General features: G+C 53.3%; 18 protein-coding genes. 9 read left to right on the top strand and 9 right to left on the bottom strand.

All coding sequences use genetic code 11. The annotated features are described in order from the left end of the window. Positions 1–34: 34 nt before the first annotated feature. Positions 35–1144 (bottom strand): protein phosphatase CheZ, encoded by a 1110-nt coding sequence (locus PsAD46_RS23220; RefSeq protein WP_208981989.1) that lies wholly within the window; start codon positions 1142–1144, stop codon positions 35–37. 172 nt (positions 1145–1316) lie between these two features. Between PsAD46_RS23220 and PsAD46_RS23210 the strand changes: the two genes are divergently transcribed. Next, the gene (locus PsAD46_RS23210) at positions 1317–2495 is read left to right on the top strand and encodes an MFS transporter (protein ID WP_208981988.1); all 1179 of its coding nucleotides are present in this window, start codon (positions 1317–1319) and stop codon (positions 2493–2495) included. A 46-nt stretch (positions 2496–2541) separates the two neighbouring features. On the opposite strand, the gene dgcA is transcribed toward PsAD46_RS23210, so the two are convergent. Both dgcA and dgcN read right to left on the bottom strand, forming a co-directional pair. Further along, a complete protein-coding gene (gene dgcA, locus PsAD46_RS23205) occupies positions 2542–3525 on the bottom strand; it encodes an N-acetyl-D-Glu racemase DgcA (protein ID WP_063307954.1) in 984 nt (327 codons plus the stop codon). Further along, positions 3522–4535 carry an N-acetyltransferase DgcN gene (gene dgcN / locus PsAD46_RS23200; protein WP_063307953.1) on the bottom strand — a complete coding sequence of 338 codons (1014 nt, stop codon included), beginning with the start codon at positions 4533–4535 and terminating at the stop codon, positions 3522–3524. The genes dgcA and dgcN overlap by 4 nt, the downstream gene beginning before the upstream one ends. Before the next feature lie 108 nt (positions 4536–4643). Between dgcN and PsAD46_RS23195 the strand changes: the two genes are divergently transcribed. The 4 genes from PsAD46_RS23195 to PsAD46_RS23180 are packed head-to-tail and all read left to right on the top strand — an operon-like array spanning position 4644 to position 9362. Then, positions 4644–5792, top strand: a complete 1149-nt coding sequence (locus PsAD46_RS23195) for an ABC transporter permease (protein WP_057462652.1) — start codon at positions 4644–4646, stop codon at positions 5790–5792. A 5-nt stretch (positions 5793–5797) separates the two neighbouring features. Further along, positions 5798–6613 carry an ABC transporter ATP-binding protein gene (locus tag PsAD46_RS23190; protein WP_063289629.1) on the top strand — a complete coding sequence of 272 codons (816 nt, stop codon included), beginning with the start codon at positions 5798–5800 and terminating at the stop codon, positions 6611–6613. 9 nt (positions 6614–6622) lie between these two features. Beyond that, on the top strand, positions 6623–8560 hold the full coding sequence (locus tag PsAD46_RS23185; protein ID WP_057462650.1) for an MlaD family protein: 1938 nt from the start codon (positions 6623–6625) through the stop codon (positions 8558–8560). 10 nt (positions 8561–8570) lie between these two features. Beyond that, the gene (locus PsAD46_RS23180; RefSeq protein WP_208981987.1) at positions 8571–9362 is read left to right on the top strand and encodes an ABC-type transport auxiliary lipoprotein family protein; all 792 of its coding nucleotides are present in this window, start codon (positions 8571–8573) and stop codon (positions 9360–9362) included. A 19-nt stretch (positions 9363–9381) separates the two neighbouring features. Here the strand turns inward: PsAD46_RS23180 and PsAD46_RS23175 are convergent, their stop codons facing one another. The 3 genes from PsAD46_RS23175 to PsAD46_RS23165 form a co-directional block, all read right to left on the bottom strand. Beyond that, positions 9382–9690 (bottom strand): cupin domain-containing protein, encoded by a 309-nt coding sequence (locus PsAD46_RS23175; RefSeq protein WP_063292800.1) that lies wholly within the window; start codon positions 9688–9690, stop codon positions 9382–9384. 92 nt (positions 9691–9782) lie between these two features. Further along, complete coding sequence (locus PsAD46_RS23170; RefSeq protein WP_063289626.1) at positions 9783–10724, bottom strand: 3-hydroxyacyl-CoA dehydrogenase NAD-binding domain-containing protein; 942 nt, start codon at positions 10722–10724, stop codon at positions 9783–9785. A gap of 191 nt (positions 10725–10915) precedes the next feature. Next, positions 10916–11800, bottom strand: coding sequence for a LysR family transcriptional regulator ArgP (locus PsAD46_RS23165; protein WP_063307952.1), 885 nt, complete (start codon positions 11798–11800; stop codon positions 10916–10918). Positions 11801–11902: 102 nt separating this feature from the next. Between PsAD46_RS23165 and PsAD46_RS23160 the strand changes: the two genes are divergently transcribed. Next, positions 11903–12508, top strand: a complete 606-nt coding sequence (locus PsAD46_RS23160; protein ID WP_063292798.1) for a LysE/ArgO family amino acid transporter — start codon at positions 11903–11905, stop codon at positions 12506–12508. A gap of 42 nt (positions 12509–12550) precedes the next feature. Here PsAD46_RS23160 and PsAD46_RS23155 read toward each other — a convergent pair whose 3' ends face one another. Beyond that, the gene (locus PsAD46_RS23155; RefSeq protein WP_063292797.1) at positions 12551–13855 is read right to left on the bottom strand and encodes a class I SAM-dependent methyltransferase; all 1305 of its coding nucleotides are present in this window, start codon (positions 13853–13855) and stop codon (positions 12551–12553) included. A 239-nt stretch (positions 13856–14094) separates the two neighbouring features. Further along, complete coding sequence (locus PsAD46_RS23150; RefSeq protein WP_063307951.1) at positions 14095–21363, bottom strand: hypothetical protein; 7269 nt, start codon at positions 21361–21363, stop codon at positions 14095–14097. Between the two features lie 386 nt (positions 21364–21749). Here PsAD46_RS23150 and PsAD46_RS28475 point away from each other — a divergent pair, with 386 nt between their 5' ends. From PsAD46_RS28475 to PsAD46_RS23135, 3 genes are all read left to right on the top strand, one after another. Further along, positions 21750–22046 carry a hypothetical protein gene (locus tag PsAD46_RS28475; RefSeq protein ID WP_057462642.1) on the top strand — a complete coding sequence of 99 codons (297 nt, stop codon included), beginning with the start codon at positions 21750–21752 and terminating at the stop codon, positions 22044–22046. 333 nt (positions 22047–22379) lie between these two features. Continuing rightward, complete coding sequence (locus tag PsAD46_RS23140) at positions 22380–22664, top strand: Hpt domain-containing protein (protein WP_063292795.1); 285 nt, start codon at positions 22380–22382, stop codon at positions 22662–22664. Positions 22665–22785: 121 nt separating this feature from the next. Next, positions 22786–23106 (top strand): 2Fe-2S iron-sulfur cluster-binding protein, encoded by a 321-nt coding sequence (locus PsAD46_RS23135; protein ID WP_063289619.1) that lies wholly within the window; start codon positions 22786–22788, stop codon positions 23104–23106. 72 nt (positions 23107–23178) lie between these two features. Here the strand turns inward: PsAD46_RS23135 and PsAD46_RS23130 are convergent, their stop codons facing one another. Further along, a complete protein-coding gene (locus PsAD46_RS23130) occupies positions 23179–24396 on the bottom strand; it encodes an MFS transporter (protein ID WP_063289618.1) in 1218 nt (405 codons plus the stop codon). Positions 24397–24482: the final 86 nt, after the last annotated feature.

Here is a 24482-nt window from a genome sequence, read left to right as displayed (position 1 = left end):
AAACGGCTTTCGAAATTCTGGTTTTCTGTCTCAATCACGAGAAGAGTGCAAGGCGCTCTCCTGTTGAGAGGTGATGGAGCGGGTCGGAATTGCTGCCTCTTGGGGAGGTGAGCGGAGGAGACTGCCCCTCGATCTCGATTGGTGCATCGTCCTGCTCTGTCGCGGTGTCCGTTTCGACTGGCGTGTCGTCGTTGGTGACGATGAGGTCGTCGTCCTCGATCAACGCGACCTGAGGCGTTTCAACAGCGTTCAGCTCGTCTTCCACATCATCAAGCTCAAAGACTTCAGCAGGTTCCTCGGCCGGCTCTTCTGCTTTGTCCTCTTCCTGATGGGCTGCTTCTGCTCGTGTTTCAGCAGCAAACTGAACGACATTTTCGTTCAGTGCTTCTTCGGTTGAGGCAGGTGTTGTGTCAAACATTGCATCGATGTCTGCCTGATCAACGCCTGCACCATCCATTTGCGGGCCGTTGAGCAAGTGGGCGTCCGGGCGCTTGTCGATGTGACGATCATCTTCATCACGCGGCTCATCCAAATTGATTTCCGGGCGATCTTCATCAGCCAGGTTTACACCCCAGATGCGGATCATCTTGGAGATGCGGCCTTCAAGGTAATGAAGGGCCTTCACCACTTTGTTGATGCGCTGCCCTGTCAGATCCTGGAAGGAACACGCCATCAGAATTTCCATGGCCATTTCTTCAATGGCATCGCATGGGGCATCTTCTGCGCCGGACGCACGGAGCTTGTCCACCAAATCCTGAATAGCTTCGGAGGACTCCAGAATGACCTGTGTTGCACTTTCTGTGGATGTGACGATTGCATCTAGCTCGTCAGAAGCGGCTGAAAAGCGATTATTGTCGGCATTTTCCAGCTTGATCTTTGAGATTTCGTCCTTCGTTCGCTCAATTGCCTCATACATTTCATAGGTGTGCAGGCGATATGTTTCCATCTCAGATGGCAGTTCGCGCTCAACCAATGTTTTTTCAAGTCGCCGCACAGCTTCCAGAAGGTCTGCTGTTTCGGCGGATCTGTTTAGTGTGAGGTGATCATGAAGGAAAGCGCGGCCTCTATCAGTCTCAGAGAGTGCGCTTTTGATGGCATCAAATTCCTCGGGGCTCAAAAGGACCTTTCGGTTGTTGCCAGCCATAAGTGGCTCCTTCATAACTAACTAAGATAATACTACAAGTTTATATAACAGATTCTACGGCTAATAATTGGTTTACATTGATTTGGATAGTCCCTATTAGCACAAGTGATAGGAGTATCCCTTCCCATCCACTTCCCCGGGTACTCTCCACCCCCATTTGTAGTGTTTTCCAATGACTATGCCCAGAAGAACTTCCTCATTAGGGAAAGCCAGTAACCTATTCTGGATTGCAACAGGCGTAAGTGGTTTGTTTGCAGCGTTTAATTTTGCGAACGCCTTCTTTCTTGCGTACTTTCCGCTTTTTCTAAAGGATATTAACTTCACCCCTGTGCAGATCGCATTTACGATAGCTTTGCCCAATATCGTGCGGATTTTTGCAACGCCGGTGATGACGAGTATTTCTGATCGTGCCGGTCGCAGGCGACATTCCATGGCCCTTTTCAGTGTCATTGCATTGATCTCGTTCTGGGTGCTGATCTACTCAAATGACTATTGGGTGGTCATCGGGCTGGTTGTTTTTCTCTCTATTTTTTACACGCCTATTCAGCCTTTGCAGGATGCATACGCATATGAAACTGTGAGCACACTCGGCCTGAATTATGGACCGATGCGGTCTTGGGGTTCTATTGCGTTTGTGGTGGCAACACTGATCGGTGGTTGGTATCTGACATTCGGAGAGCCTGCTGAACTGTTGTTTCTGACTGTTGGCAGCCTTGGAGTGTTGGCGCTGACGTCTGTTTTGTTGCCGGGCATGCCGTCCGAAAGCCGAAGCTCAAGCAAAGAAAGCGTTTGGGCCGCCGAGGAATTGCGCGATCCGCAGTTCCTGCTTGTGGTTCTGTCTGGCGGTTTGTTGCTTGGCAGCTTCTCTGCGCTTTATGCCTTCGCCAGCATCTTCTGGCTTTCTGTGGGTATCAGCGATGCGATGGTTGGTGGATTGTGGGCGATCGGTACTCTGGCAGAGATTGGGATCTTTGTTTGGGGGGGCTTCTTTATGCGCCACCTGGGAGCCTGGGGATTAATGGTCACTGGCGGTGTTGCCAGCATCATCCGCTGGATGCTGTTCCCTTATGCAACAGAGACGTGGTCCGCTGTTTTGCTTCAGCTTTTGCATGCTGGTAGCTTTGGCATGGTGTTTCTGGGCATGGTTGCCTACACGTCCAAACTGGTATCAAGCAAACGCCTTGGCACGGCTCAGGGGCTGACACAAACAGCCTTTGGTGTGGTGATGGGCGTGAGTGGTATTGCCAGCGGCTGGCTCTATGCGGTTGAACAAGCCTATGCCTTCTATCTGATGGCGGGGATCTGCTGTGTCGGTGTGCTGACGCTTATGCTGGTTACCAAGCGCGTTTAAAAACAAGGCGGCCTCGATTTGAGAACCGCCTTTTTCATGCTTGTGATTAGCCCCAAAGCTGCGGAGACGGCGGGTGCATCAGGCTGCCGTCAAACTGGATTGCGTGCTTGCGATCCTTGGCAAGTAATAGAGGCCCGTCCAAATCAACAAACTCTGCATTTTGCGCCAGCAGCATGGCAGGCGCCATGGCGAGAGATGTGGCGAGCATGCAGCCGACCATGATGACGTAGTCCATCTCTTCCGCCTTGCGCAGCAGTTTCAGCCCTTCTGTAATGCCGCCGGTCTTGTCGATCTTGATGTTGATGGCTGAGTAACGATTGCGGAGGCTCTCCAAGTCTGCAGAGGTGTGCAGGCTTTCATCTGCGCAGATCGGGATGAGGTGCTCTATTTCCGCCAGAATACCATCTTTGCCCGCTGGCAAAGGCTGTTCCACCAGCCCAACACCTGCCTGCTGACAGGCTTTGATGTTGGCTTCCAGATTATCTTCTGACCAGCCTTCGTTGGCATCGACGATTAGCTTGCTGTTTGGTGCGGCCTGTCTGACAGCTGCGATGCGTTCAACATCGCCATCACCTGCGAGTTTGACTTTGAGGAGCGGGCGGCTTGCTGCTTTTGCAGCGTCGGTCGCCATCTTCTCCGGTGTGCCGACGGAGATGGTGTAGGCGGTTTCCAGAATGCGCTGGGACTTGATGCCCACCAGTTCAGCTACAGTGGCGCTCTGGCGTTTGGCCGTGAGGTCCCACAGGGCGCAGTCCACTGCGTTGCGGGCTGCACCTGCGGGCATAAGGCTTTGCAGCTCTTCGATGGAGACACCCGCTTCAATAGCTCCACGCACCGCTTCTATTTGAGCGGTGACGCTCTCGACGCTTTCACCATACCGTGGGTAAGGGACACACTCACCGCGTCCTGTGTGACCGTCCTGTGTGAGTGTGGCGGTGAGGACGTTTACTTCCGTGCGTGAACCGCGGGCAATGGTAAAGCTTCCCGCAATTGGGAATGTTTCAGCTTCAATAGACAGGCGACAGGTCAAACCAGTTTAAACTCCGCGCAAATATGATCAATGATTGGATCTGTCCCAAAGCGGACAGGATCAGTTGCGGGCAGTTTATGCGCTTCCCCCAGCTCTTCAATCAGGTTTTTTGCATGATTTTCAGAAAGCATCATGGTGTTGATGGCTAAGCCGACACAGCGGATGTCCGGATTGGTAAGGCGGCCCAGTTGTATTGTCAGGTCAATGACGTCCTGAATGGATGGAATGGGTGCTGACACACCGCGCATGGTGGAGCGGGTTGGCTCATGACAGACTACAAAAGCGTCTGGTTGTGAGCCATGGAGCAGGCCGAGCGAAACCCCGGCGAAAGACGGGTGGTGCAGGGCTCCCTGACCTTCAATCACATCCCAGTGGTTGTCTTTGGTGGCCGGGCTGATGTGTTCTGCCGCACCTGAGATGAAGTCCGATACCACAGAGTCGATGGCAACGCCGCGTTCGGCAATGAGGATGCCTGTCTGGCCGGTTGCGCAAAAGTCAGAGCTGATGTTGCGGTCAGCCAGCCCTTTTTGCAGAGCAAGAGCGCTGTATTTCTTGCCAACGGAGCAGTCGGTGCCAACGGTCAGCAAACGCTTTCCGGAGCGCTTTTCGCCTTTGCCAGTTGGGAACGTGAGGTCCGTAAAGCGCAGGTCGTGAAGCTTGCGCTTGTTCTTAGCTGCAGCCTCTACAATGGCAGGGATGCTTGCCAGCTCGATATGCAGGCCTGCTGCGATGTCGAGGCCATGGTTGAGAGCGTCGACAATGGTTGCAATCCAGTGATCTGGCAGGACGCCACCGGCATTTACGCAGCTGATGACCATGGTCTTTGCACCTGCCTCGGTGGCGTCAGCAAGGCTCATTTCTGACAGGGTCGTGTGGGCTTTGCAGCCCGGAAGTGTAATTTGGCCAAGGCACCACTCTGGTCGCCAATCAAGTACGCCATGGGCAGTTTTTGCTGCCAACTCGTCTTTTACGTCCCCAAGAAATAATAGATATGGCTTAGAAATAGACATAATTTTTTCCGTTGTACTTGTGGCTGAATGAGGATTACTAGACGACACACTACAGAAACCTGTATAGGATCAATAGGATTTTTGGATTATAGGGCGCAGGGTCCCGTGATGAAGCTGACTGATAAAATGGATGCGCCGGACCTGGTAACTGCTGAAGACGGGGCGTTACTTTTGCTTACGGCTTCCGGTGCTTGGGGTATCCGGCAGGGATCTACTTGCGAAAAACTCATCAATCAAGCCGCGTCCAGACTGCGCCATTCCGTAATTTGCGTGGATTTAAAGGCGGTTAGTTTTCTCGATACGGCTGGTGCCTGGTTGCTGCAGCGGTTCCAAATGGAGCAAGCCGAACAGGGGCGAGAGGTCAAGTTCATCTATGAGGATGAGCGTTTTGACATTCTGCTGAAGGAAGTTGACCGGCAAGACGTCGACAATCCCACCGAAGAACACTCTGGTAACTCTTTCGTCAATTATCTGGAAGCCGTGGGTGAGGCGACACGCCAGCTGGGCCGTGATACGCGCGATATTCTGGCCATGCTGGGTGGGTTGACCGCGACAATCACAGCCGCCGCGACGCATCCAAGCCGGTTGAGGCCTATTTCCATCGGCGTTCAGTTTCAGCGCTCCTGCATGGGGGCGGTTCCGATTGTGTGCCTGATGAGCTTTCTGATTGGCGGAATTATTGCGCAGCAGGGCGGGTTTTATCTGAAGCAGTTTGGTGCTGAGATCTTTGTGGTGGATCTCTCCGGCATTCTGGTTCTGCGCGAGATTGGCGTTATTCTGACAGCCATTATGGTGGCTGGCCGGTCCGGTTCTGCTTACACGGCAGAGCTAGGTTCCATGAAGATGCAGGAAGAGATTGATGCGCTTCAGGTGACCGGTCTGCGGGTGACCGAAGTGCTGATCCTGCCGCGTTTGGTGGCGCTGATGATCGCGCTTCCGATCCTCGTGTTTCTGGCGAACATCGCGGCGTTGTTCGGGGCGGGGCTGACCTGTTGGTGGTATCTGGGCATTGTACCTCATTCTTTCATTGCACAACTTCAGGCGGCTGTTACTGTTGACACATTGATGGTTGGCATTGTGAAAGCGCCGTTTATGGCCCTGATCATCGGGCTTATCGCGTGTATGGAAGGTATGAAAGTTGAGGGCTCTTCAGAGTCGCTTGGGCGTCATACGACTGTTTCTGTTGTGAAAGCTATTTTTATGGTCATCGTGGTGGATGGAGTTTTTGCTGTGTTCTTCGCGTCTATCGGGTTTTAACCAGTATGGGACAAGGACAATCAGGACCGGTGAACGGATTGGGCTCAGGTCATCGTGCGGTTGATGATCGGGAGATTTTGCTTCGGGTGCGCGATGTTACGGTCGGCTTTGGAAGCAAACTGGTTCTTGAGAACCTGAACATGGATGTTTACCGCGGTGAAGTGCTTGGCTTTGTTGGTGCGTCTGGTATGGGCAAATCCGTGCTCATGCGTGCTGTGCTGGGGCTGACGCCGCGACGGTCCGGTTCCATTGAGGTGTTCGGGCAGGATTTTGACGAAGCAACTGATGCCATGCGCCGTGAGATTGAGCAGCGCTGGGGGGTGTTGTTCCAGCAGGGAGCATTGTTCTCCTCTCTCACTGTGAAGCAGAATATTCAGGTGCCGATGCGTGAGCACCTGAAGCTGTCGCCGCGTTTGCGGGATGAACTGGCTTTGCTGAAGATTGAGATGGTCGGGCTGCCTTTGGATGCGGCTGACAAGCTGCCCTCCGAGCTTTCTGGCGGCATGATCAAAAGGGCTGCTCTGGCCCGGTCCTTGTCGCTGGACCCTGACTTATTGTTCCTGGATGAACCCACTTCTGGTCTTGATCCGATCGGGGCGGCTGATTTTGATGATCTTATTGTAAAACTGAAAGAAACTCTGGGGCTTACGGTTTACATGGTGACCCATGATCTGGATAGTCTGCATAGTATTTGTGACCGTATTGCCGTTTTGGGCGAACGCAGGGTTCTGGTTGAAGGAACCATTGAGCAAATGATGCAGGTGGAGCACCCTTGGGTTAAGTCCTATTTCCGCGGGGCACGTGCCCTCAAACGGGTGTGAGGAGGATGCATGGAAACCCGCGCAAATAATATCGCTATTGGTGCATTCGTTCTAACTGTTGTTGGCATCGCCTTCCTGTTTACGTTCTGGCTGTTGAGTGCGGGTGACCGCTCAAGCCGTCGTGATATCAAAATCATTTTCCCCGGTGCTGTGACGGGTCTGCCGATTGGCGGTCAGGTGCTGTTTAACGGCATCAAGATCGGCGATGTGAGTGCGCTGACGTACGATCCTGAAAACCCTAAGCTTGTTGTTGCGATTGTGCGCGTTGATGCCAATGCTCCGCTGCGCCGTGACACTGTTGCGTCTCTTGGGTTTACCGGACTGACAGGCGTGGCTTATGTGGATCTGTCCGGCGGATCATCTGACAGTCCGGCACTGTTCTCCAAAGCAGCTGATACTATTCCGGTCATGTATGCACGCAGGTCCCAGTTTGAGGATTTGCTGGAAGGTGCCAAAGACATCATGCGCAAGGCAGATTCCACGCTGGCGCATATTGATGAGCTGGTGATGACTGCGCGGCCTGAAGTGGAAAAGACCATAAAGAACGTAGAGGTCTTTACCCAAGCGCTGGCAAACAATGCCAAGGGCGTTGATGATTTTCTTGCTGGTGTAACTGAGACAAGTAAAGCGCTGACGGGGCTCTCGGGCCGGATTGGCAAACTGGTTGATCGCGGTGAAGACCTGCTGGCGAATGTCCCCCCGGACAAACTGGGTGAGATCGTCACCAATGTTGAGGCCATGACCAAGAAACTGTCTGCCTCTGCAGACGGTGTTGGTGACATCATTGCCAACGGTAAGCTGGCCTCTGATCAGCTGGTGAACTTTACGACAGAGCTTTCCGATGAACTTGATCAGATTGAAGCTGTGATTGGAGCCGTCAAGCCTGAAGAGGTTGAGCGCATTTTGAAAGGTGCGTCTGATCTTGGTGGTGTGCTGACTGAGCGTCGCGGTGATATCAACACCATGCTTTCCTCTGCTTCTGTTGTTGCTGAAAACGCGCGGCAGCTGACTGTTGAACTGACCAAGAATAAAGACGCCATCGACCGTATCGTGAAGAATGCTGAGACGGCCTCCAACGAGATTGTGCTGACCACGAAGAATGCAAACCGTATCCTGAGTATGGTGAAGTCCGAGCAGGTCGGTAATATCGTGACCTCGGTTGAGACGGTGACCAAAACGCTTTCTGACAAAAATCAGGTGATCGCAAAAGTTATTGATGATGCAGGTGCTGCCACAGCGAACATTCGTGAAGTGAGCAATACCATTGCCGGTCGCAATAAAGAGATCGACAGTGTGATCGTTTCGGCCCGTGAAGTTGGAACGAACCTGAGCGCTGCCTCTGATCAGCTGAGTGAGACCATGGACAATGCGAATTCTTTGATCTCCAACACCAACGGTATTGTGGAAGCCATCGACCCTGCGAAAGTCTCCAATATTGTTGCTTCGGCTGACAAGGTGGCGACCACTCTTGCTGAGAAGACGCCTGACCTTGCTAAAGCAATTGATGAAATCCAGAATGCTGCAAAATCCGTCAATGACATGACCATGGAACTGAAGAAGAAGGTGCCGGACGTCGACAAAGTGATTGACCAGGCGAAGAGCATTGCGACAAACCTGAACGCTGCCTCCGTTCGTGTGAACACGATTTTGGAGAAAGTAGACGGTATGGTTTCAGCTGATGGGCAAGGCTTTATCAAGGAAGCGACTGAGGCTGCGGCCTCCATCCGCAAGGTTGCAGATGCGTTTGCCTTGCGGGCGGAGCCAATCTCTGCTGCCCTGTTGAAACTGAGTCAGCAAGGCGGACAGGACTTTACTGCAGCAATGCAGCAGTTAAACCAGACACTTATTGAAATTCGACGTGCTGTGAACAATTTCGACCGTAACCCAAATCGTGTGATTTTCGGCGGATCGGACACACCTGTCTTTAATGGTGCGCAGCGGCGTTGAGTTTTTTGAAATGTTTGACAAAAATGTAGATAAGCGACTCGAAAACGTGCGAGTGGCTAATGGCAGTAGGCTGGAGCTCGGCGTGTTCGGTTCGACACTTAAAAAAATCGTTGTTGGTGCCGTTCTGCTGGGTGGTCTTGCAGGGTGTGGGGCAAGTGGCCCTGAAGCTTTGTATGGCTTGACTGCGCCGCGCGATGTTCCTGTTAAAGTCCGTGCCTCTGATTATCAAATGCTTGTGGCGACACCTGTTGCTCTTCAGGCATTGGATACGAGCAATATTGCTGTGACACAGGGCGGTGGCCCAATTTACTCCTACTTCCCGAAGGTGGCATGGACAGACACACTGCCGCGCGTCTTTCAGGCGAAGCTCGTTGAGACGCTGGAGAACACCGGCAAGCTGCGTGGGGTTTCGCAACCGGGGCAGGGGTTGTTGATCGACTACCAACTGCAAACCACTCTGCGGGCTTTTGAGCTGCAGGTGGACGGTGGTGACAAAGCTTATGTGGAAGTGGCTGCACGCATCGTGGATGACCGGGATGGCCGCTCCATCGGCATGCGTGTGTTTGCGGCGAGTGTGCCGACAACTGGCGATACGGTCACTGATGCAATTCCGGCACTTAATGCTGCCTCAGACAATGTGCTTGCCCAGATCACCAGCTGGTCTATCAACACTGTCGGTCGCATCCCCCGCGCAAAGGCCGCTGCCAAACGCGCTGCACTGAACAGCCAGCAGGACGCAGGCAAGCGGCAAGTGGCTGCTGCTGCACCGGCTGCGATCGAGGTCGCAGGGACGACGAAGTAGGCGGGTTCAAATCCGGTGTTTATCGACGCGCTTCAAGGAGTTCAATTTCGACGAATGCGCATTCGAAGTTGTTGGCGTTGATGACATCGTGCTCTACGCCAATCTCTTTGAAGTATGGAACTCCGTTTTGCATAGCGGCTTCCACTGTTTCCCCATTGCCTAAATTGATTTCCAGAGTGCCATCGAAGAGCGGGACTACGATGTAGTCGTAGGCATGACGATGCCAGCCCGTGTTATCTCCGCGTTGTTTGAACCGCCATTCGGCGACTTTTACGCGGTCATTCTCGATCAGAATTGTTGGTTTTGCCGAGCCCGTTGATGAGCACATGACACTCTCCTTTGTTGTGCATGTGCTCATGGTAGGGACGGGTTGGAAAAGAACATAGGACCAGCGCTTGGTAGCTTGGATGTCAGCTTCGCTTAGGCTGGGCTTCTCTCTTTCTTGGTTTGCCCCGACAAGACATATTGCAAAACGAGATCATCTCGGTGCTTTGCCAGTTCTTGCATGGATGTGTTTTCCAATGAGGCTTTCACGCCGTCTTCCAGTGTATCCACCACCTCTGGTGTGATCCTTGGAGCGCCCAGATCGTCCCACCAGCTTTGGAAAGGACCGCCGAGGTGATCACAGAACGAACGGATACCGCCTTCACCGCCGCCCAGATGCAAGAGTGTGTTTGGACCCATAGCGGCCCAACGGAGGCCGGGGCCGTAAGCAACGGCCTTGTCTATATCCTCGACGCTGGCGACACCTTCCATCGCCAGGTGAATAGTCTCGCGCCAGATTGCTGCCTGTAGCCGGTTTGCAATGTGCCCGGGAACTTCTTTGTTGAGGCGTACGCAAACTTTGCCAATGCTCTCATAGAAGTCTTTTGCTGATTGGAGTACGCCAGCATCCGTTTTCTCATTGTCCATCAGCTCGACCAATGGGATGAGGTGTGGTGGATTGAACGGGTGAGCCAGAATGAAGCGACTTGGATTGTTAAATCCTGCCTGCATCTCAGAGAGCTTCAAGCCGGAGGTTGAGCTACCAATGATGACTTCTGGTTTCAGGTGTGGTTCGATCTGCTGGTAGAGCCCGTGTTTGATCTCCAGCCTCTCCGGCACGCTTTCCTGAATGAAGTCGGCGTCTGATACTGCTGCCACAGGGTCGTTTGTAAACCGTAATTTTGATGTGTCACCGGCATGTTGCCATCCAAGTGCAGCAAGCGTTTCTGCGGCATTTTTTACCAGAGCGGTCACCCGGTCTTCTGTTTCCGGTGAGGGATCATAAACTGTGACTTGCCGACCCGTGGCTGCAAACAGCGCTGTCCAACTCATGCCAATTGTTCCGGCCCCGAGAATTGCGATGTTTGGGTAGTTCATGTCAGCATTCCTTGCGTTGCCCGATGAGAAGGAGCTGCTCAGCTCAATGCGGAGGTGTGCCCGATACACTGACGCAGGTAAGGAGAACTACTATGATGTTGATTTCTGGGTCAATTTAACAATTTGTACCAAGGCGTATGTATCGTGCTCTGGAAAACAGAGATGCTTGTTCAGGCTACTCACATCTGGCCTTAGTCTGCCAGTGCTGATCTTGCTGCCTGGCGTATGGCTGTTGTGAGGGGAGCTATTGTGTGGGCTGTTGCCCGGCTTGTATGCCAGAAAAGTTTTGTGTCGTATGGCGTGTCCGGGATCAGCTCAATCAGCTTCCCTTGCTCAATGAGTGGATCGACCAGAATGCTCGGGTTCATGCCCCAACCGATGTGATTGACTGTGGCGTCGATAAACGCCTGAGGGCTTGGGAGCCAATGGGTGTTTGGGAAAATGCTCTCTCCAAATACTGCGCGCAACCATTCTGTCTGTAGCGTATCTTTGATGTTGTAGGTGAGCGCAGGTGCGAGCTTCAGTGCATCAAGGGTGACGCCTTTCGGGAACCATTGCTTGACGAAAGCCGGACTTGCTGTCGCCCGGTAACGCAGAGCGCCCAAAGGAAAGCAATCACATCCGCGTATGGGGGTAGGTTCCGCGCTGACAGCGGCCTGAACTTCCCCGCGTCGCAACCAGTTTGCGCTGTGGTCTTGATCGTCAATCTTCAGGTCGAACAGAAAACCATCCACCTGTGCGAGTGCATCTATGAACCACGTGGCAAGGCTGTCTGCGTTGACTGCTATCTGGAGGCTGGTCAGGTTGCTGGCCTCGCTCGAAAAGCCAATTTCCTCTTTGACCTGTTTCTCCAGCAATGCAACTTCGTTAGCGTGTCGAAGCAGCACTTCTCCCTGAGTGGTGGTGACACATGGTGTACCTCGTATTATGAGGACGCAACCAAGCTTCTCTTCAAGGGCCTTCAGGCGCTGAGATACTGCGGATTGCGTGATGCCGAGGTGTTGTGCTGCTCTCTCAAATGTACCAGTGGTGAGGATTGATGCGAATGCGGCCAGTTGTGCTCGGTCAAAATCCATTAGAATCTCTAATGTAGAAGAAGGTATTTGAATTTTACTAATGATGAAGGGCGAGGTAGTCAAGTTGGCAATGAGTTCCCAATTCCTCTCTTAGGAAACCCAATGTCAGTCTTATCAGTTGCCTTTTCCGGCTTTTCTCTTGGTCTTAGTTTGATCTTCGCAATTGGCTCACAAAACGCTTTTGTGCTGAGGCAGGGCTTGCGAGGAGAGCATGTTTTCCTGACCTGCATCACATGTGCTGTTAGTGATGCCTTTCTGATTACGGTTGGAATATCCAGCCTCGCGGCAATATCTGCGACAATTCCCGAGTTAGAGCCATTTCTACGGTATGGCGGGGCTGGCTTTCTGGCTCTTTACGGTGCTCGCAGTGCTTTGTCCGCGATCAGAGGAGGGGCGGTTCTCAGTCCGGATGAGGGCAAAACAGCAGGGATTGTCGGTACACTTGTTGTGGTGTTGTCGCTTACGTTTTTGAACCCACATGTCTATCTGGATACAGTGCTGCTTGTCGGGTCTGTTGCCAGTCGCCATGAAGGTGCTGAGTACATTTTTGGCATGGGGGCTGTCGTGGCGTCCTTCGTGTTCTTCTTCTCCCTGGGATATGGCGCCCGTTTGCTGAGACCAATATTTGCAAATCCCGCCTCCTGGCGGGTTCTTGATGGTGTCATCGCTGTTGTCATGTGGGCCATTGCGTTTGCTCTGGTGAGCTGATTGCCGCAACCGCTTCTGACGAGTTCATAGGGCATCTGATCGCTAACAGGTCTCATTCTCTCGTTTGTACAGGGAGGCCCGTGTCAGAGGCATCCCGGAGAAGCTTTTTGTTTTTCGGGTTGCGACGGTCTGGAATATTTGTGCGGAACCGCGTTCAAATGCCAGTGAGACTCCTGCCAGATACAGCGCCCACATTCTGAAGGTTTCTTCTCCCACCAGAGCGATCGCCTCCTCCTTGCGTGACATAAGCCGTGTTGCCCAGTGGGATGTGGTGTAAGCGTAATGTTCCCGCCAGCCTTCTACATCGTGCACTTCAAAGCCTGTGGCCTCGAGGTTGCGGAGGCTCATGCCGATGTGGTCGAGCTCTCCACCGGGAAAGATGTAGCGGATCAGTGCTTTGTATTCGGCAGGCTTTTTCCTGAATTTCTTCTCTGTGCGCTTGCCTGGTCTTGTTATGGCATGGTGCAGGTAGATCCCGCGCGGCTCCAGCAGACGCTTGACGGCTTGGAAGTATCCTTCATGATTGGCAAGGCCGACATGCTCAAACATGCCGATGGACGAGATTTTCGTGAAAGTGCCGGAGAGTTTGGAGAAGTCCTGCAGTTCGATTGAGACACGGTCTTCCAAGCCACGTTCTGCTATGATTTTGCGACCCAGCAGGACTTGCTGCTCAGAAAGGGTCACGCCCTTCGCTTTGACGCCGTAGTGCTCTGCAGCATGGCAAATGAGAGCACCCCAACCACATCCGATATCCAACAGGTGGTCTCCCGGTTCCAGTCGCAACTTTCGGCAGATCATATCCAGCTTGTCGCGCTGTGCCTGATCCAGTGTGTTTTCGGCCTTCGTGAAATAGGCGCAGGTGTAGAGCATTTGTTCATCAAGGAATAACGCGTAGAACTCATTTGAGACATCATAGTGGTGGGCGATATTGCGTTTGTTTGAGGTCTCGCTGCCATCACGGGCACCTTCTCCTTTTACCTCTGAACTAGCACGGCGTTTTGAGGGGGCGAACAGAAAGGGCAGGACTGCTTTTGCGAGTAGGCGACGGTTCAGGTTTTTGGCGAGCTTGCTTGCTTTTCCGGGTGGGCGCAATTCTGCCATCTCAAAGAGGTTTACCCCTTCGATATCGACCCGCTTTTGTACCCATGCATCAACAAGTGTCTCAATCCTGGGGCGTCGCAAAAGGGCCGAGATCACACCGGGATCATTGATTGCAATAATTGCTTGAGGCGGATTGGCAGGAACATGTGTGCCATCCCACAACCGGAACCCGAACTTCAGCTGCATTATTGAGTGGATGTGTTCCAATGCGCTTTTTAAGGAATTTCGCCGCCACGTTGCCTGCATCGCTCTTTTCCGCCTTTGCTCTTGTGAAGCACACCCTATCGCTTCCTCTGAGGATCAAACATCCCCGAGTTGTAGGATGCGATTGAGAGAGTTTTAGGGTCGGAGACCACAGGATCTGAGAGGTATGAGGGGGGGGGGCAAGGGCAACGAGTACGGAGACCGGTGTTATTGTGTCGGCCTAACAAAAAAGGCTCCTGAAAATCTCAGGAGCCTTTTTTGAGTTTGAATGTCAGCAGTGCTTAGTCGAAGCGGCCACTTGCGTGAGCAAGCATGGTGTAGACCTTGCCGGTATCAGAGGTCAGGTAGGTCTGACCGAGCTGATTGTCGCTGTCGCTTCTGGAGACCTGAGACAGGAGTTGCTCGAAGTCCTGAATGTAACGCTCAACTGCGCTGCGGAATTCAGGATCGCGACCGTACTTCTGGCGGATCTCGTCGAAGGTCTGCTGACCTTGCAGGGTGTACAGGCGACGGGTGAAGACATCACGTTCGCCACGCTTGTAACGCTCCCACAGATCCACAAAGGTTTCATGATCAACTGCACGAGCAATGTCCATGCTCAGGGAGTTGAGGGATTCAACCATGTGCTGCGGGGTGCGTGCGTTTGCTGTGTCACGCGGATGTCCGCCCATTGTGTCTTCATCGTCTGAAGCGCGGCGGAGCAGGTCGCTGATCCAGCCCTTGGATGTGCCGTTTCCCTGCGGTGCAGCCGCTGGTGTTGGCTGCGGACGCTTTGCGCGTGGAGCTGGTGCTTCCATGCGGCGAGGGCTTGGCGCCATACGTGCTGGCTTTGCGCCGGTTGCTGCAACTTGCTGCAGGGTTGGTGCTTCAGCTGCTGCGTACTGGCTGGTCGCTGCCACTGCTGCCGGAGCTGCATTGACTGCACGTGCCGGTTCAGCTGGCGTGGACACATCGAACTGAGAGGACTGGCGGGACACGATTGTGGAGAGTTCCTCCAGTGCCTTCACCTGTTCGCTCACGATACGGCGCAGTGCAGAGGTAGATGCTTCTGCTTCATCCGGCAGAGCCAGAATACCTGCATTCAGTTCAGAGCGGGTTGCTTCCAGCTCATGGTGCACTGAACGGGCAACTTCACGCATGCGGGATGTTGCATCGGTAAAGCGCTCGGATGCCTCAGTGACGGTGGACTTCATGTCATGAAGGATATCATCGTGGGCAGCTTTAACTGCATCACGTGCCTTCTGACCTTCCATACCAGCGGTCATGCGCATGCTTTCGAACTGCTCAGTCACAGACTTGGTCGCAGCTTCTGCAGCAGCACGGAGCATGCCGGAAACTTCGCGGGCCTTGTCGTCAGCAACTTCAAGCGTATCACCAAGGGTGTTGGTGTAGTTCGCCATGAGCACTTCAACATCAGAGGTTTTCTTGATCAGCGTGTCTGCAACCATTTCGATTGCCATACGGCGGTCTGTGAAGCGACTGTCAACATGGGTGTTGGTTGCTTCCAGATCTGCAATGGCCTGACCGAGAAGCTGGTTCTGGTCTTCCATGCGGCCCGCGATCTTCGCAGCGTCTGCAAGCACGGTATGTGTTGTGTTGCGGAGCTGGCCGACCTGGTTCTCGATGGTGGCGTTTGCTGCTTCAGTCTCGGTAACAGCACGGTCGATCGCGGTTCTGAACTCACCTGCACGGTTTGCGAGGTTGGTTTCAACTTCAGACAGGTTCTCACTTGCGGATGCAAGGATCTGACGAAGGCTTCCGTTGGATGCGTTGAGGCGTGTCAGGATTTCGGAGACATCTGTTTCCAGACGCTCTTTGGTACCTGTCATCACGTTCACAGCCATCCGGGTGCGATCTTCGATGGTGTTGCCGATGCCGTCGATGGTTTGTGTCAGAGCGTCGGTTGCGACTGCACCTTGACGGGTGACGGTCTCTGCAACTTCCTGACCCTTTGTGGAGACTGCGTTGAGCAGGACGTTCATGTCGGCCTGCATACGCTCGCGGCTGTCGTCCAGACGGGTTGTTGCGATGTTGCTGCGCTCATCGATTGCAGTCACAATCTTGTCGCCAGCTTCAACCAAATCGCGTGTTGCCTGCAGACCGTTCTGTGCAAAGCGGTCAGAGACTTCACGGCCCTTCACAGCAACCGCATCCAGAATTGCGTTCTGGACTTCGTTGACGCGTGTGGTGAGGTCATGAGCACGGTTTTCGATGGCAGTGATCAACTCGCTGCCGTCCTTGCCGATGATCTCTGAAAGCTCAGCAGAGCGGCTGCCGAAGGCATCGTTGAGGTTCTCGGCTTTAACCAGCAGCTCGTCTGCCACGGACTTGACGCGGGTGGACAGAGTGCCTGCTGCTTCTTCGATGGTGGTGAAGACGCGAGCACGAACTTCGTCGGTTTCGCCAGCCAGAAGCTTGCGGACGTCTTCTGCAGATTCTGCGAGGATCGTCTTGGAGCGTTCGCTTTCTGCGGAGAGGCGGCCAGTCACCAGCTCGATAGTCTGGGACAGATCACCACGGACCTTGTCGCTTTCGCCGGTGAGGGCGCCAGACATTTCAGCCAGGGTTGCGGTGTACATGGCGCGGGCGTTTTCGCTTTCCACGGCCAGAGCGTTAGCTGCCTGAGCCACAGTGCTGAGAACGCGCTGTGCGACTTCGTCGCCTTCCTTGGTGAGCGTACCGCGGACGGTTGCCATGGCATCGGAAACAGCTGCTGCTGCTTTCTCGCCTTCGCCTTCCAGAGAGTTGCGGGCTTCGCCGATGGAGTTGGAAACAATTTCCTGCAGACGCTCGCCTTCTTTGCTCAGTGTGCCGGACAGCTGCTCTACGCTGCTGACAACCTTCTCGGTTGTGAGGTCACGTTCCTGAGCAAGACGATCGGATGCCTGACCAACGACTTCGAGGATAAGGTCGCGAACACGGGTGCTTTCAGAGCCAAGGGAAGAGGTTGCCTCTGCCATTGCGCTTGTAAGCGTGGTTGCTGCCTTCTCGCTCTCGTCTCCCATGGTGGAGGAGATTGCTTCGAGGCGATCGTTGAGGATCGTTTCGAGAGCTTTGGAGCGGGTGTCGAGTGTTTCTGCAACTTCGAACACTTTGGAGCCAAGAGAAACGTTGATCTCTGCGACCTGCTCGGACAGAGCGTCGGTGAGGTTCTTGGACTGCTGAACGATGATGCTGCCAGCTTCTTCCAGACGACTGTCGAGCGCTTCGTTGATCTCGGTCTGACCGTCGTGGAATGCTTTGGCAATCTCGCGGGTGCGGCTGACCAGAGTTTCAGAGATCTGCTTGGCGCGTGCGTCCAGAGCCTGATCGATGCGCTCTGTGCCGGTGGACAGAGAGTCTGCAAGGTGTTCTGCACGGTCAGAGATGACAGTTGCAGCTGCTTCGACCTTGTCGCCGACTGCCTGATCGAAGGTGGACAGGCTTGTAGAGATTGTCTCTTCGATAGCTTCGGAACGCTGAGCGAGGATTTCGCCGATCTTCTCTGCACGATTGGAGAGAGAGACACCAACCTGTTCCACTCGCTCGGAGAGATTGACCGCAATGATGTCGGTACGATCTTCGAGGATTCTGGAGATGGATTGGGTTTTCTCTTCCAGAGTGCTTGCGATGATGCCAGTGCCCTGTTCGACCGCGTCTGCCAGCTTGGTAGTGCGGCTTTCGATGGTCTCAGTGAGGGCTGCTGCGCGTGTATCGAAGCTCTGCTCAAAGGTGTTGGTGCGTTCTTCGAGTTTCGCGTCGAGTGTCTCGATGCGGTTGTCGAAGGATTCGCCGATGTTCTGACTGCGCAAATCGAGAGACTGAACAAGATCGGAACCGCTTTCGGTAACAACCTGTTCCAGTTCTGCCAGTTTGCTGGCTAGACCATCGTTCAAAGCGCGACCACGGATGTCGAGGGTTTCGGTAATGCGATCGCCGATTTCGGTCAGATCAGCTGTTACGCGCTCACCACGAGAGCCGATGAGGTATGCAAGCTGTGTACCGGTGTCAGCCAGTTTGTCAGCCAGTTCCTCAGTGCGCAGGCCAAGTGCGCCGGTGATGTCAGTTGTTGTGCTTTCAAGAGCGGTCTTGAAGGCGGATGTCTGTTTGCTGATGGTGTCAGCAACTTCTGCACCGCGCTCTGCCAGACGCTGATCCAGCTCAGCACCGTTGATGGTGATGCTCTCATAGATCTGAGTGCTGACGTTGCCAAGACGGTCAGCCAGCTCGCCGCCGCTAACTGTGATTGTGGTGCCGAGTGTGTTTGCCGTGTCATCCAGACGGGTTGCGATGTCACCACCACGCAGAGACAGATCCGCAATGATGCTTTCACCAGCACCGCGCAACACTTCGGAAACCTCAGTGGAGCGGTGGGACAGTGTGTCGATGAAGTCGGTGCACTGAACAGCGATTGCTTCATTGATCTCGCGACCACGGTTTGCAATGCCTTCTGCTGCCTGTTCGCCGGTTGAGCGCAGGGCAGTGTCCAGATTGGTCACACGCTCATCAACGACACCCATCATCTCTTCGGTGCGGCCTGTGATCGTATCGATCAGGCGGCCACTTGTAAGAGACAGGTTGGCGTTGATTTCTTCACCACGGGTAAGGATCTCGTCGGAAAGACGTGTGCTTGCGGAGGTGAAGTGATTGGTGATGCCAGAGATAGAAGTTTCGAGCGTTTCATGCAGCTGCGCGTTTGCACTGCCGAACTGATCGGAAACTGTTGTGACTGTCAGGTTCAGCGTATCTGTCAGCTGAGTATTGGCGGTGTTTACAGTCTCGTTCAAGCTGCCAACACCGGTTTCCATAAGCGTTGAGATTTGTGTGCTTGCGGAATTGACGGTTTCGTTGAGGCTGCCGACGCCTGTATCCAGCGTTTCGGAAATGATCGTGTTTGCAGTTTTGACCGAGTCGGTCAGGCTGCCCACACCGCTGTCCATGATCGTTGAGATCTGGGAGCTTGCTGCATTGACGGTTTCACTGAGGTTGCCGACGCCTGTGTTCAGCGTTTCGGAAATGATTGTGTCTGCAGTTTTGACCGAGTCGGTCAGGCTGCCCACACCGCTGTCCATAATCGTAGAGATCTGGGAACCTGCAGCATTGACGGTTTCGCTGAGTGTGACAACGCCGCCCTCCAAAGCCTCGGAGATATGCTCTTTTGCACCAGAAACAGTGGTGCTGAGACTGGAGACGCCATCTTCCAGAGCTTCTGTGATGTTGGCGGTCGCGCCGGATACAGATGCTGTGAAGTTGGATGCGCTGGTGTCCAGTGTTTCTGTCAGCTGTGCGGATACGCCGTAAACACTCTCGTTGAGATTAGCTACGCCGCTTTCCATTGTCTCAGCCATAACAGAGGTTGTGTTGCTAACCGTTTGAGACAGAAGCTCAACGCCGCTGTCCAGAGACTGGGAGAGTTCGCCGCTAACGCCATCCACTGTACGGGTGATGGTATCGATGCCACCCTTCAAGGTCTCAGTCAGGTTGTCGTTTGCTGTGGTGATCTTCTCAGTGACTTCGCTGGAAGCGGTGAGAAGTGTCGTTGTCAGCTCGGAACCTGCGGTCTCGACACTCTGGTTAATGGAAACAACGCCAAGGTTCATTGTTTCTGTCAGGGTGTCGTTCGCACTGTTGATCTGATCGGTCACAGTGGAGGTTGTTGTTGCCAGAGCTTGTGAGAGTTCGGAGCTTGCACTTGTGACGCTTGTGCTCAACTCTGTAACGCCGTTTGAAAGAACAGCACCAATCTGCGAGCTTGCACCCTCAGCAGCAGAGCTGATGGACTGAACGGAAACATTGAGCGTATCGGTGAGGGACGCATTTGCTTCGGTCAGCTGCTCGGTGACGGTTGATGTGGTGATCACCAGTGTCTGTGCCAGCTCGCCGCTGGTTTGCGAAACGCTGGATGTAAACTCGGACAGACCGTTGGTCAGTGTGGAGTTGAGTTCTGTGTTTGCTGCACTGATCTGGCCAACAACTTCACCGGATGTGGTTACCAGAGTTTGTGTCAGGTCAGAGCTTGCTCCAACAAACTGTGCCGTTACAGAAGAGACGGTCTCTTCGATAGAGGCAGTCAGCTCAGTACCCTGTGCCTGCAGAACGCCTTTCATGGCCTCTGTCTGGTCTGTGATGGTTGCAGACAGTTCTGCGCCAGCAGCGCCGAGTGTTGCGTTCAGAGCGTCGCCACGTTCTGCCAACAGGTCGCTGATTTCATTGCCGCGAGTGGAAAGACCCTCAACAATTTCAGTTCCGGTGGAGGACAGGGATGCCGTGATTTCATCGCTGCGGCTTGCCAGATTGTCAACGAGTGCTTCTGAGGTTTCAGAAAGACGGGTGTTGAGGTCTGTACCGCGCTCGGTCAGGTTATCAATGAAGGAGTTTGCAGTAGAGGAGAACTCTTCATTGATAGAAGATCCGCGCTCGTGAAGTGTTTCAGAGAGCTTGGAGCCGGTGTCGGAGAGTGTTTCAACCAGCTCAGAGCCGGTAGAGGTGAGGCGCTCGACATAATCATCGGAGCGAACGGTCAGCGAGGAGACCATTTCGCTACCAGCTTCAGTGAAGCTGTCGGTCGCTTCTGTGACGCGATTTTCGATCTTGCTTGTCATCTGCTCAAGCGTAGCGTCGATCGAACCGGTTAGGCGTTCCCGGGCACGATCAACAGAGGAGGCGAATTCCTCTGATGTGTTCGCGAGCTGTGATGCAAGATTTTCGTGGGAGCCGGAGATGGTTTCACGAACCAGCTCTGCGTTTGCCTGAATGGCTTCACGCTGGCTGACAAGTTCTTCCACCAGACGACGAATTTTCAGTTCGTTGTCATTATAGGAGTTCTCAAGAGAAGAGACCTCCTTATGAATGAGCACTTCCAGCTCGCTGGCACGTGCAATCGCGCGTTCGATGCCGTCGCCCATGGCGGCAGCTTCGCGGCGGATTGCCTGACCAACGTTCAGGATGCTTTCTTTTGCAACATCCTCAGGCTCAGCAAGACGAAGAGCAACTTCTGTCATGCCGCGCGCGACGTTGCGCATTTCCTGTGCTCGCCAGAACAGGAGAGCCATAACCCAGACAAATGCGATTGGAACAACAATAAAGACGGAGATGAGAACCAATGTCGGGTTTTCAAATACGCCTGAGAAGGAGGATGATTTTTCAAGTTGAGCAGCGAATGAGCCCCAGGACATCGCCAAGCCAAGGCTGGCCCAGACAACGGAGACTGCAAATGCGAACCAGAATGGAGCTGCAGACGGCTTGCGTTGCAGAGCAAACATCAGTGAGCCAATGGACTGGCGGTCATCATTACTTGCTGTGGGCGGGCGGCCACCACGGCCACGTTTGCGAACCTGTCTCGGAGCTTGATTTTCTTCTACAAGCTGAGCCAGTTTTTTATCAGAGGAAGGAGCTGTTGTTACAGACTCCGTTGCAGGGCTAGCAGACATTTGCGGGGGTTCCGCAGTGGTGCTCTCCTGTTCACTGGATAAAATAGACTCTTGTGGAGCGCCAAAATCAGCCTGAAGGGCTTCTTCTACCGCTGACAGAGCCACTTCCGATGGAGCTTTCGCCTTCGGGGTGTTCGCCATATCTCGCCTCGCGTCCGTACTCTCTACTTGCCGGTCGTCAGCACATTTTTCGCCTTTTGTGCCGGCGCCGTCACCACAAGGTGTCCGTCCTACGCGAAATACACTCCTCCCAAACAAGAACGCATTTCAGACAACAATAGGTTTGGCCCCATGCAATCCAACAGCTCTGAATTGAGAGCACCGTCGAACTTCTAGGGCCAAAAACAGGGAGTTTTCAGAATCAAAGCGGACCGTTAATGTTAACGGTACCTTAAGATTTAGATTTCCCCACCTTGCAGCTACCCTTAACCTAATGGCACAATCCGGTGGACTGTACAACAGAAGTTGCCGGGATTTTTAGGTGCCCTACGATAAGTCACAGGCAGCAATTTTGGGGGGAACTCACTATGACTAATCGCGAAAATTCTCCAGTCAGTTCTAAAGGTTCCAATCGTCCGAGTCCCACACAACTCAAATGGTTAAGGCGAGGTCTTAACGAAGCAGGTGGAAAGTTACCGCTGTTCGATGAGAGCGGTCGACAAGTGCCAGCTGCAACTGTGCGGGCGTGTATTGCAGCAGGGTGGGCGGAGCCTTGGTTTTCCAACCCGTTGAAGCCGGATTGGCTCGTTTGTAAGCTGACCGATACGGGACGTGCGATGCTGGAGCGTGATGGTAATTCGAAAAATCTTGTTAACCATCTTTAACAGAGCGTCTTGTCAATTTTAACGTGTAATGGCAGTGAGAGCCGGTGACGGGGTCACGAGTCTAGATTTGAATCTGGGCGGTAGGATCTTGTTAACCATGAAATAAAAACCTGTGTTTTCTTTTGGGGACTAGATTCCGTTGCCTATGGAAAATGAGGGGTAGAGTCACTGCAGAGTCTTGGTGGTGGCAGGGTTTGAGTCACTCAAGCGAATCAACTTTCAGAATATCGCGATAACTTTGAGTCACTTGGCTGTATTTGGAGGCCTAACGTAAACTTAGCTATGGAACTACATAAAACTACAAGTGCTATATGTAGGTATCACTTCTCTTCTGTGACGTTTGATGACCCGGATTTGCAAGGTCAGATTCTGAAGATGTTTGCTGATCAGATAGAAGAGTTCCGTCGGGGATTGCACGAGACAATGGGAACAGAAACCCTTTGTGCTTTGCTGCATCGGTTTAAGGGTTCTGCACGCGGTGTTGGTGCGTTTGCGCTTGGGGAGGCTCTGGAGCAAGCTGAGCAGGAAGCTGCGAACGGAACTGTGCCATTGCTAATGACTGTTGAGAGTTGCCTTGCCGAGGTCTCGGCGGATCTCTCAGAGCTGCAGAATTCGTGAAGTATGATTGGCTGCGCGGGTTTGACCATAAGGTCTGGTCCAGAAGTTCTTGAATAGCTGGGCGCCTACATGTATCTGAAGGCAACAGAATAAGCCAATCAGGGTCGGGACGACTTTAAATATGCCAAAGATTACTTTCATCACCTCATCAGGTGAAAGCCATGAGGTGGATGCTGCTGCCGGTTCTACCGTTATGGAGAACGCGATTAAGAACATGGTTCCTGGAATCGAAGCGGAATGTGGTGGTGCCTGCGCTTGCGCGACCTGTCACGTGTACGTGGACCCAGCCTGGAATGACAAGACTGGCGATCCAGAGCCTATGGAAGAAGATATGCTCGACTTTGCTCAGGACGTTCGTGACACGTCTCGCTTGTCCTGCCAGATCCGTGTGACGGACGAGATGGATGGTTTGGTGGTTCACATCCCAGAGAGCCAGAGCTAATCAGCTGTAGAGTTTAAATGAAAAAGGCTGGTCCGATTGGGCCAGCCTTTTTTGTTGTGTGATTGGAAGCGTTTACTCAGCGCCAACTGCTTGTGGTTGACGGGTTGGAACCCAAACGGTTTCCATGCCAGGTTCCGGATTGCGCGGGATCATGCGGCTCAGGATCAGGCTGATGGCAGCCATGGATGCGCCTGCAATGAACACCAGTGCAGGGGAGAAGAGCCAGATCGTGCCGAAGACCACCGGAATCACCACAGCTGCGATGTGGTTGATGGTGAAGTCGACAGCGGAGGTTGGTGCGATGTCTGCCGGGTCTGCAATCTTCTGGAAGTAGGTTTTCATTGCGATGGCCATGGCGAAGAAAGCATGATCGATCACGTAAAGAGTGCCAGCCACGTAGACGTTGGTGACGAATGCGTAGGAGAGGAAGACGATGATCAAACCGACATACTCGCAAGTCAATGCAGTCCGCTCACCAACCCGACCGATGAACGCACCGATCTTTGGAGCGAGGAACATGTTGATTGCGCCATTCAGCAGAAACAGCGCTGCAACTTCATGCACTTCGTAGCCAAAGCGTTCGACCATCAGGAAGCCTGCGAAGACTGTAAAGATTTGACGGCGGGCACCACTCATGAAGGTGAGCGCATAGTAGAGCCAATAGCGTTTGCGCAGGATCAGCTTTTTATGCTGTTCCACGTGTGCTTTGTACTTTGGGAAGGCAAAGGTGGCAAAGATGGTCAGGGCCATGCCTGCCATGCCTGCCCACAAGAACACTTGCTCATAGGATAGGTCAAACGTTTTCCAGCCGATCATGATCGAGCCGTAGATGCACAGTGAGACCAGTGATGAGACCGCAATAATTTGTCCGAGCAGTGCTGGGGCATCCTTCTTTGGCAACCACTGTAGGGATAGAGACTGCTTGAGCGTCTCGTAGTAGTGGAAGCCGAAAGACATGATGAGGGTGGTGGCGTAAAAGCCGATCGCGGATGGGAAATATCCGGTGATTGCAATGCCGAAGCCCATCAGGCCCAAAGAGATCAACGTGAACGTTTGTTCTTTGAAGATCAACAGCATGAAAATGACTGTGAATGCCAGCAGGCCAGGGATTTCGCGGATGGACTGCTGAATGCCGATTTCCTGCCCCGTGAAATCGAGCGTGTTAACTGCAAAGTTATTGATGAGGTTCCACCACACAGAAAATGAGAGCTGTGAGGCGACGGTGAGGACCAACAAAAATACAAAGGGTGAGCGCCAGTCGGCTCTGATGTCTTTAATGATATTCAACATGGTGCTTCGTTCTTAGAAATGAGTTTTGCAATTAAGTAAGCGAAAAGTTTGTTTACGTGATAGCACTAGTTTGCCAAAAAATATCT

Origin of the sequence: Pseudovibrio sp. Ad46, assembly GCF_001623065.1 — a bacterium.
Taxonomy (GTDB): Bacteria; Pseudomonadota; Alphaproteobacteria; order Rhizobiales; family Stappiaceae; genus Pseudovibrio.
Note: the sequence above shows the minus strand (reverse complement) of the source record. Positions and strands in the feature narration are given on the sequence as shown.

Coding starts and splice junctions, on each gene's coding strand:
- PsAD46_RS23220 (WP_208981989.1), bottom strand. CDS start 1,144: ATGGCTGGCAACAACCGAAAGGTCCTTTTGAGCCCCGAGGAATTTGAT.
- PsAD46_RS23210 (WP_208981988.1), top strand. CDS start 1,317: ATGACTATGCCCAGAAGAACTTCCTCATTAGGGAAAGCCAGTAACCTA.
- dgcN (WP_063307953.1), bottom strand. CDS start 4,535: ATGTCTATTTCTAAGCCATATCTATTATTTCTTGGGGACGTAAAAGAC.
- PsAD46_RS23195 (WP_057462652.1), top strand. CDS start 4,644: ATGAAGCTGACTGATAAAATGGATGCGCCGGACCTGGTAACTGCTGAA.
- PsAD46_RS23190 (WP_063289629.1), top strand. CDS start 5,798: ATGGGACAAGGACAATCAGGACCGGTGAACGGATTGGGCTCAGGTCAT.
- PsAD46_RS23185 (WP_057462650.1), top strand. CDS start 6,623: ATGGAAACCCGCGCAAATAATATCGCTATTGGTGCATTCGTTCTAACT.
- PsAD46_RS23180 (WP_208981987.1), top strand. CDS start 8,571: ATGTTTGACAAAAATGTAGATAAGCGACTCGAAAACGTGCGAGTGGCT.
- PsAD46_RS23175 (WP_063292800.1), bottom strand. CDS start 9,690: ATGTGCTCATCAACGGGCTCGGCAAAACCAACAATTCTGATCGAGAAT.
- PsAD46_RS23170 (WP_063289626.1), bottom strand. CDS start 10,724: ATGAACTACCCAAACATCGCAATTCTCGGGGCCGGAACAATTGGCATG.
- PsAD46_RS23165 (WP_063307952.1), bottom strand. CDS start 11,800: ATGGATTTTGACCGAGCACAACTGGCCGCATTCGCATCAATCCTCACC.
- PsAD46_RS23160 (WP_063292798.1), top strand. CDS start 11,903: ATGTCAGTCTTATCAGTTGCCTTTTCCGGCTTTTCTCTTGGTCTTAGT.
- PsAD46_RS23155 (WP_063292797.1), bottom strand. CDS start 13,855: ATGCAGGCAACGTGGCGGCGAAATTCCTTAAAAAGCGCATTGGAACAC.
- PsAD46_RS23150 (WP_063307951.1), bottom strand. CDS start 21,363: ATGGCGAACACCCCGAAGGCGAAAGCTCCATCGGAAGTGGCTCTGTCA.
- PsAD46_RS28475 (WP_057462642.1), top strand. CDS start 21,750: ATGACTAATCGCGAAAATTCTCCAGTCAGTTCTAAAGGTTCCAATCGT.
- PsAD46_RS23135 (WP_063289619.1), top strand. CDS start 22,786: ATGCCAAAGATTACTTTCATCACCTCATCAGGTGAAAGCCATGAGGTG.
- PsAD46_RS23130 (WP_063289618.1), bottom strand. CDS start 24,396: ATGTTGAATATCATTAAAGACATCAGAGCCGACTGGCGCTCACCCTTT.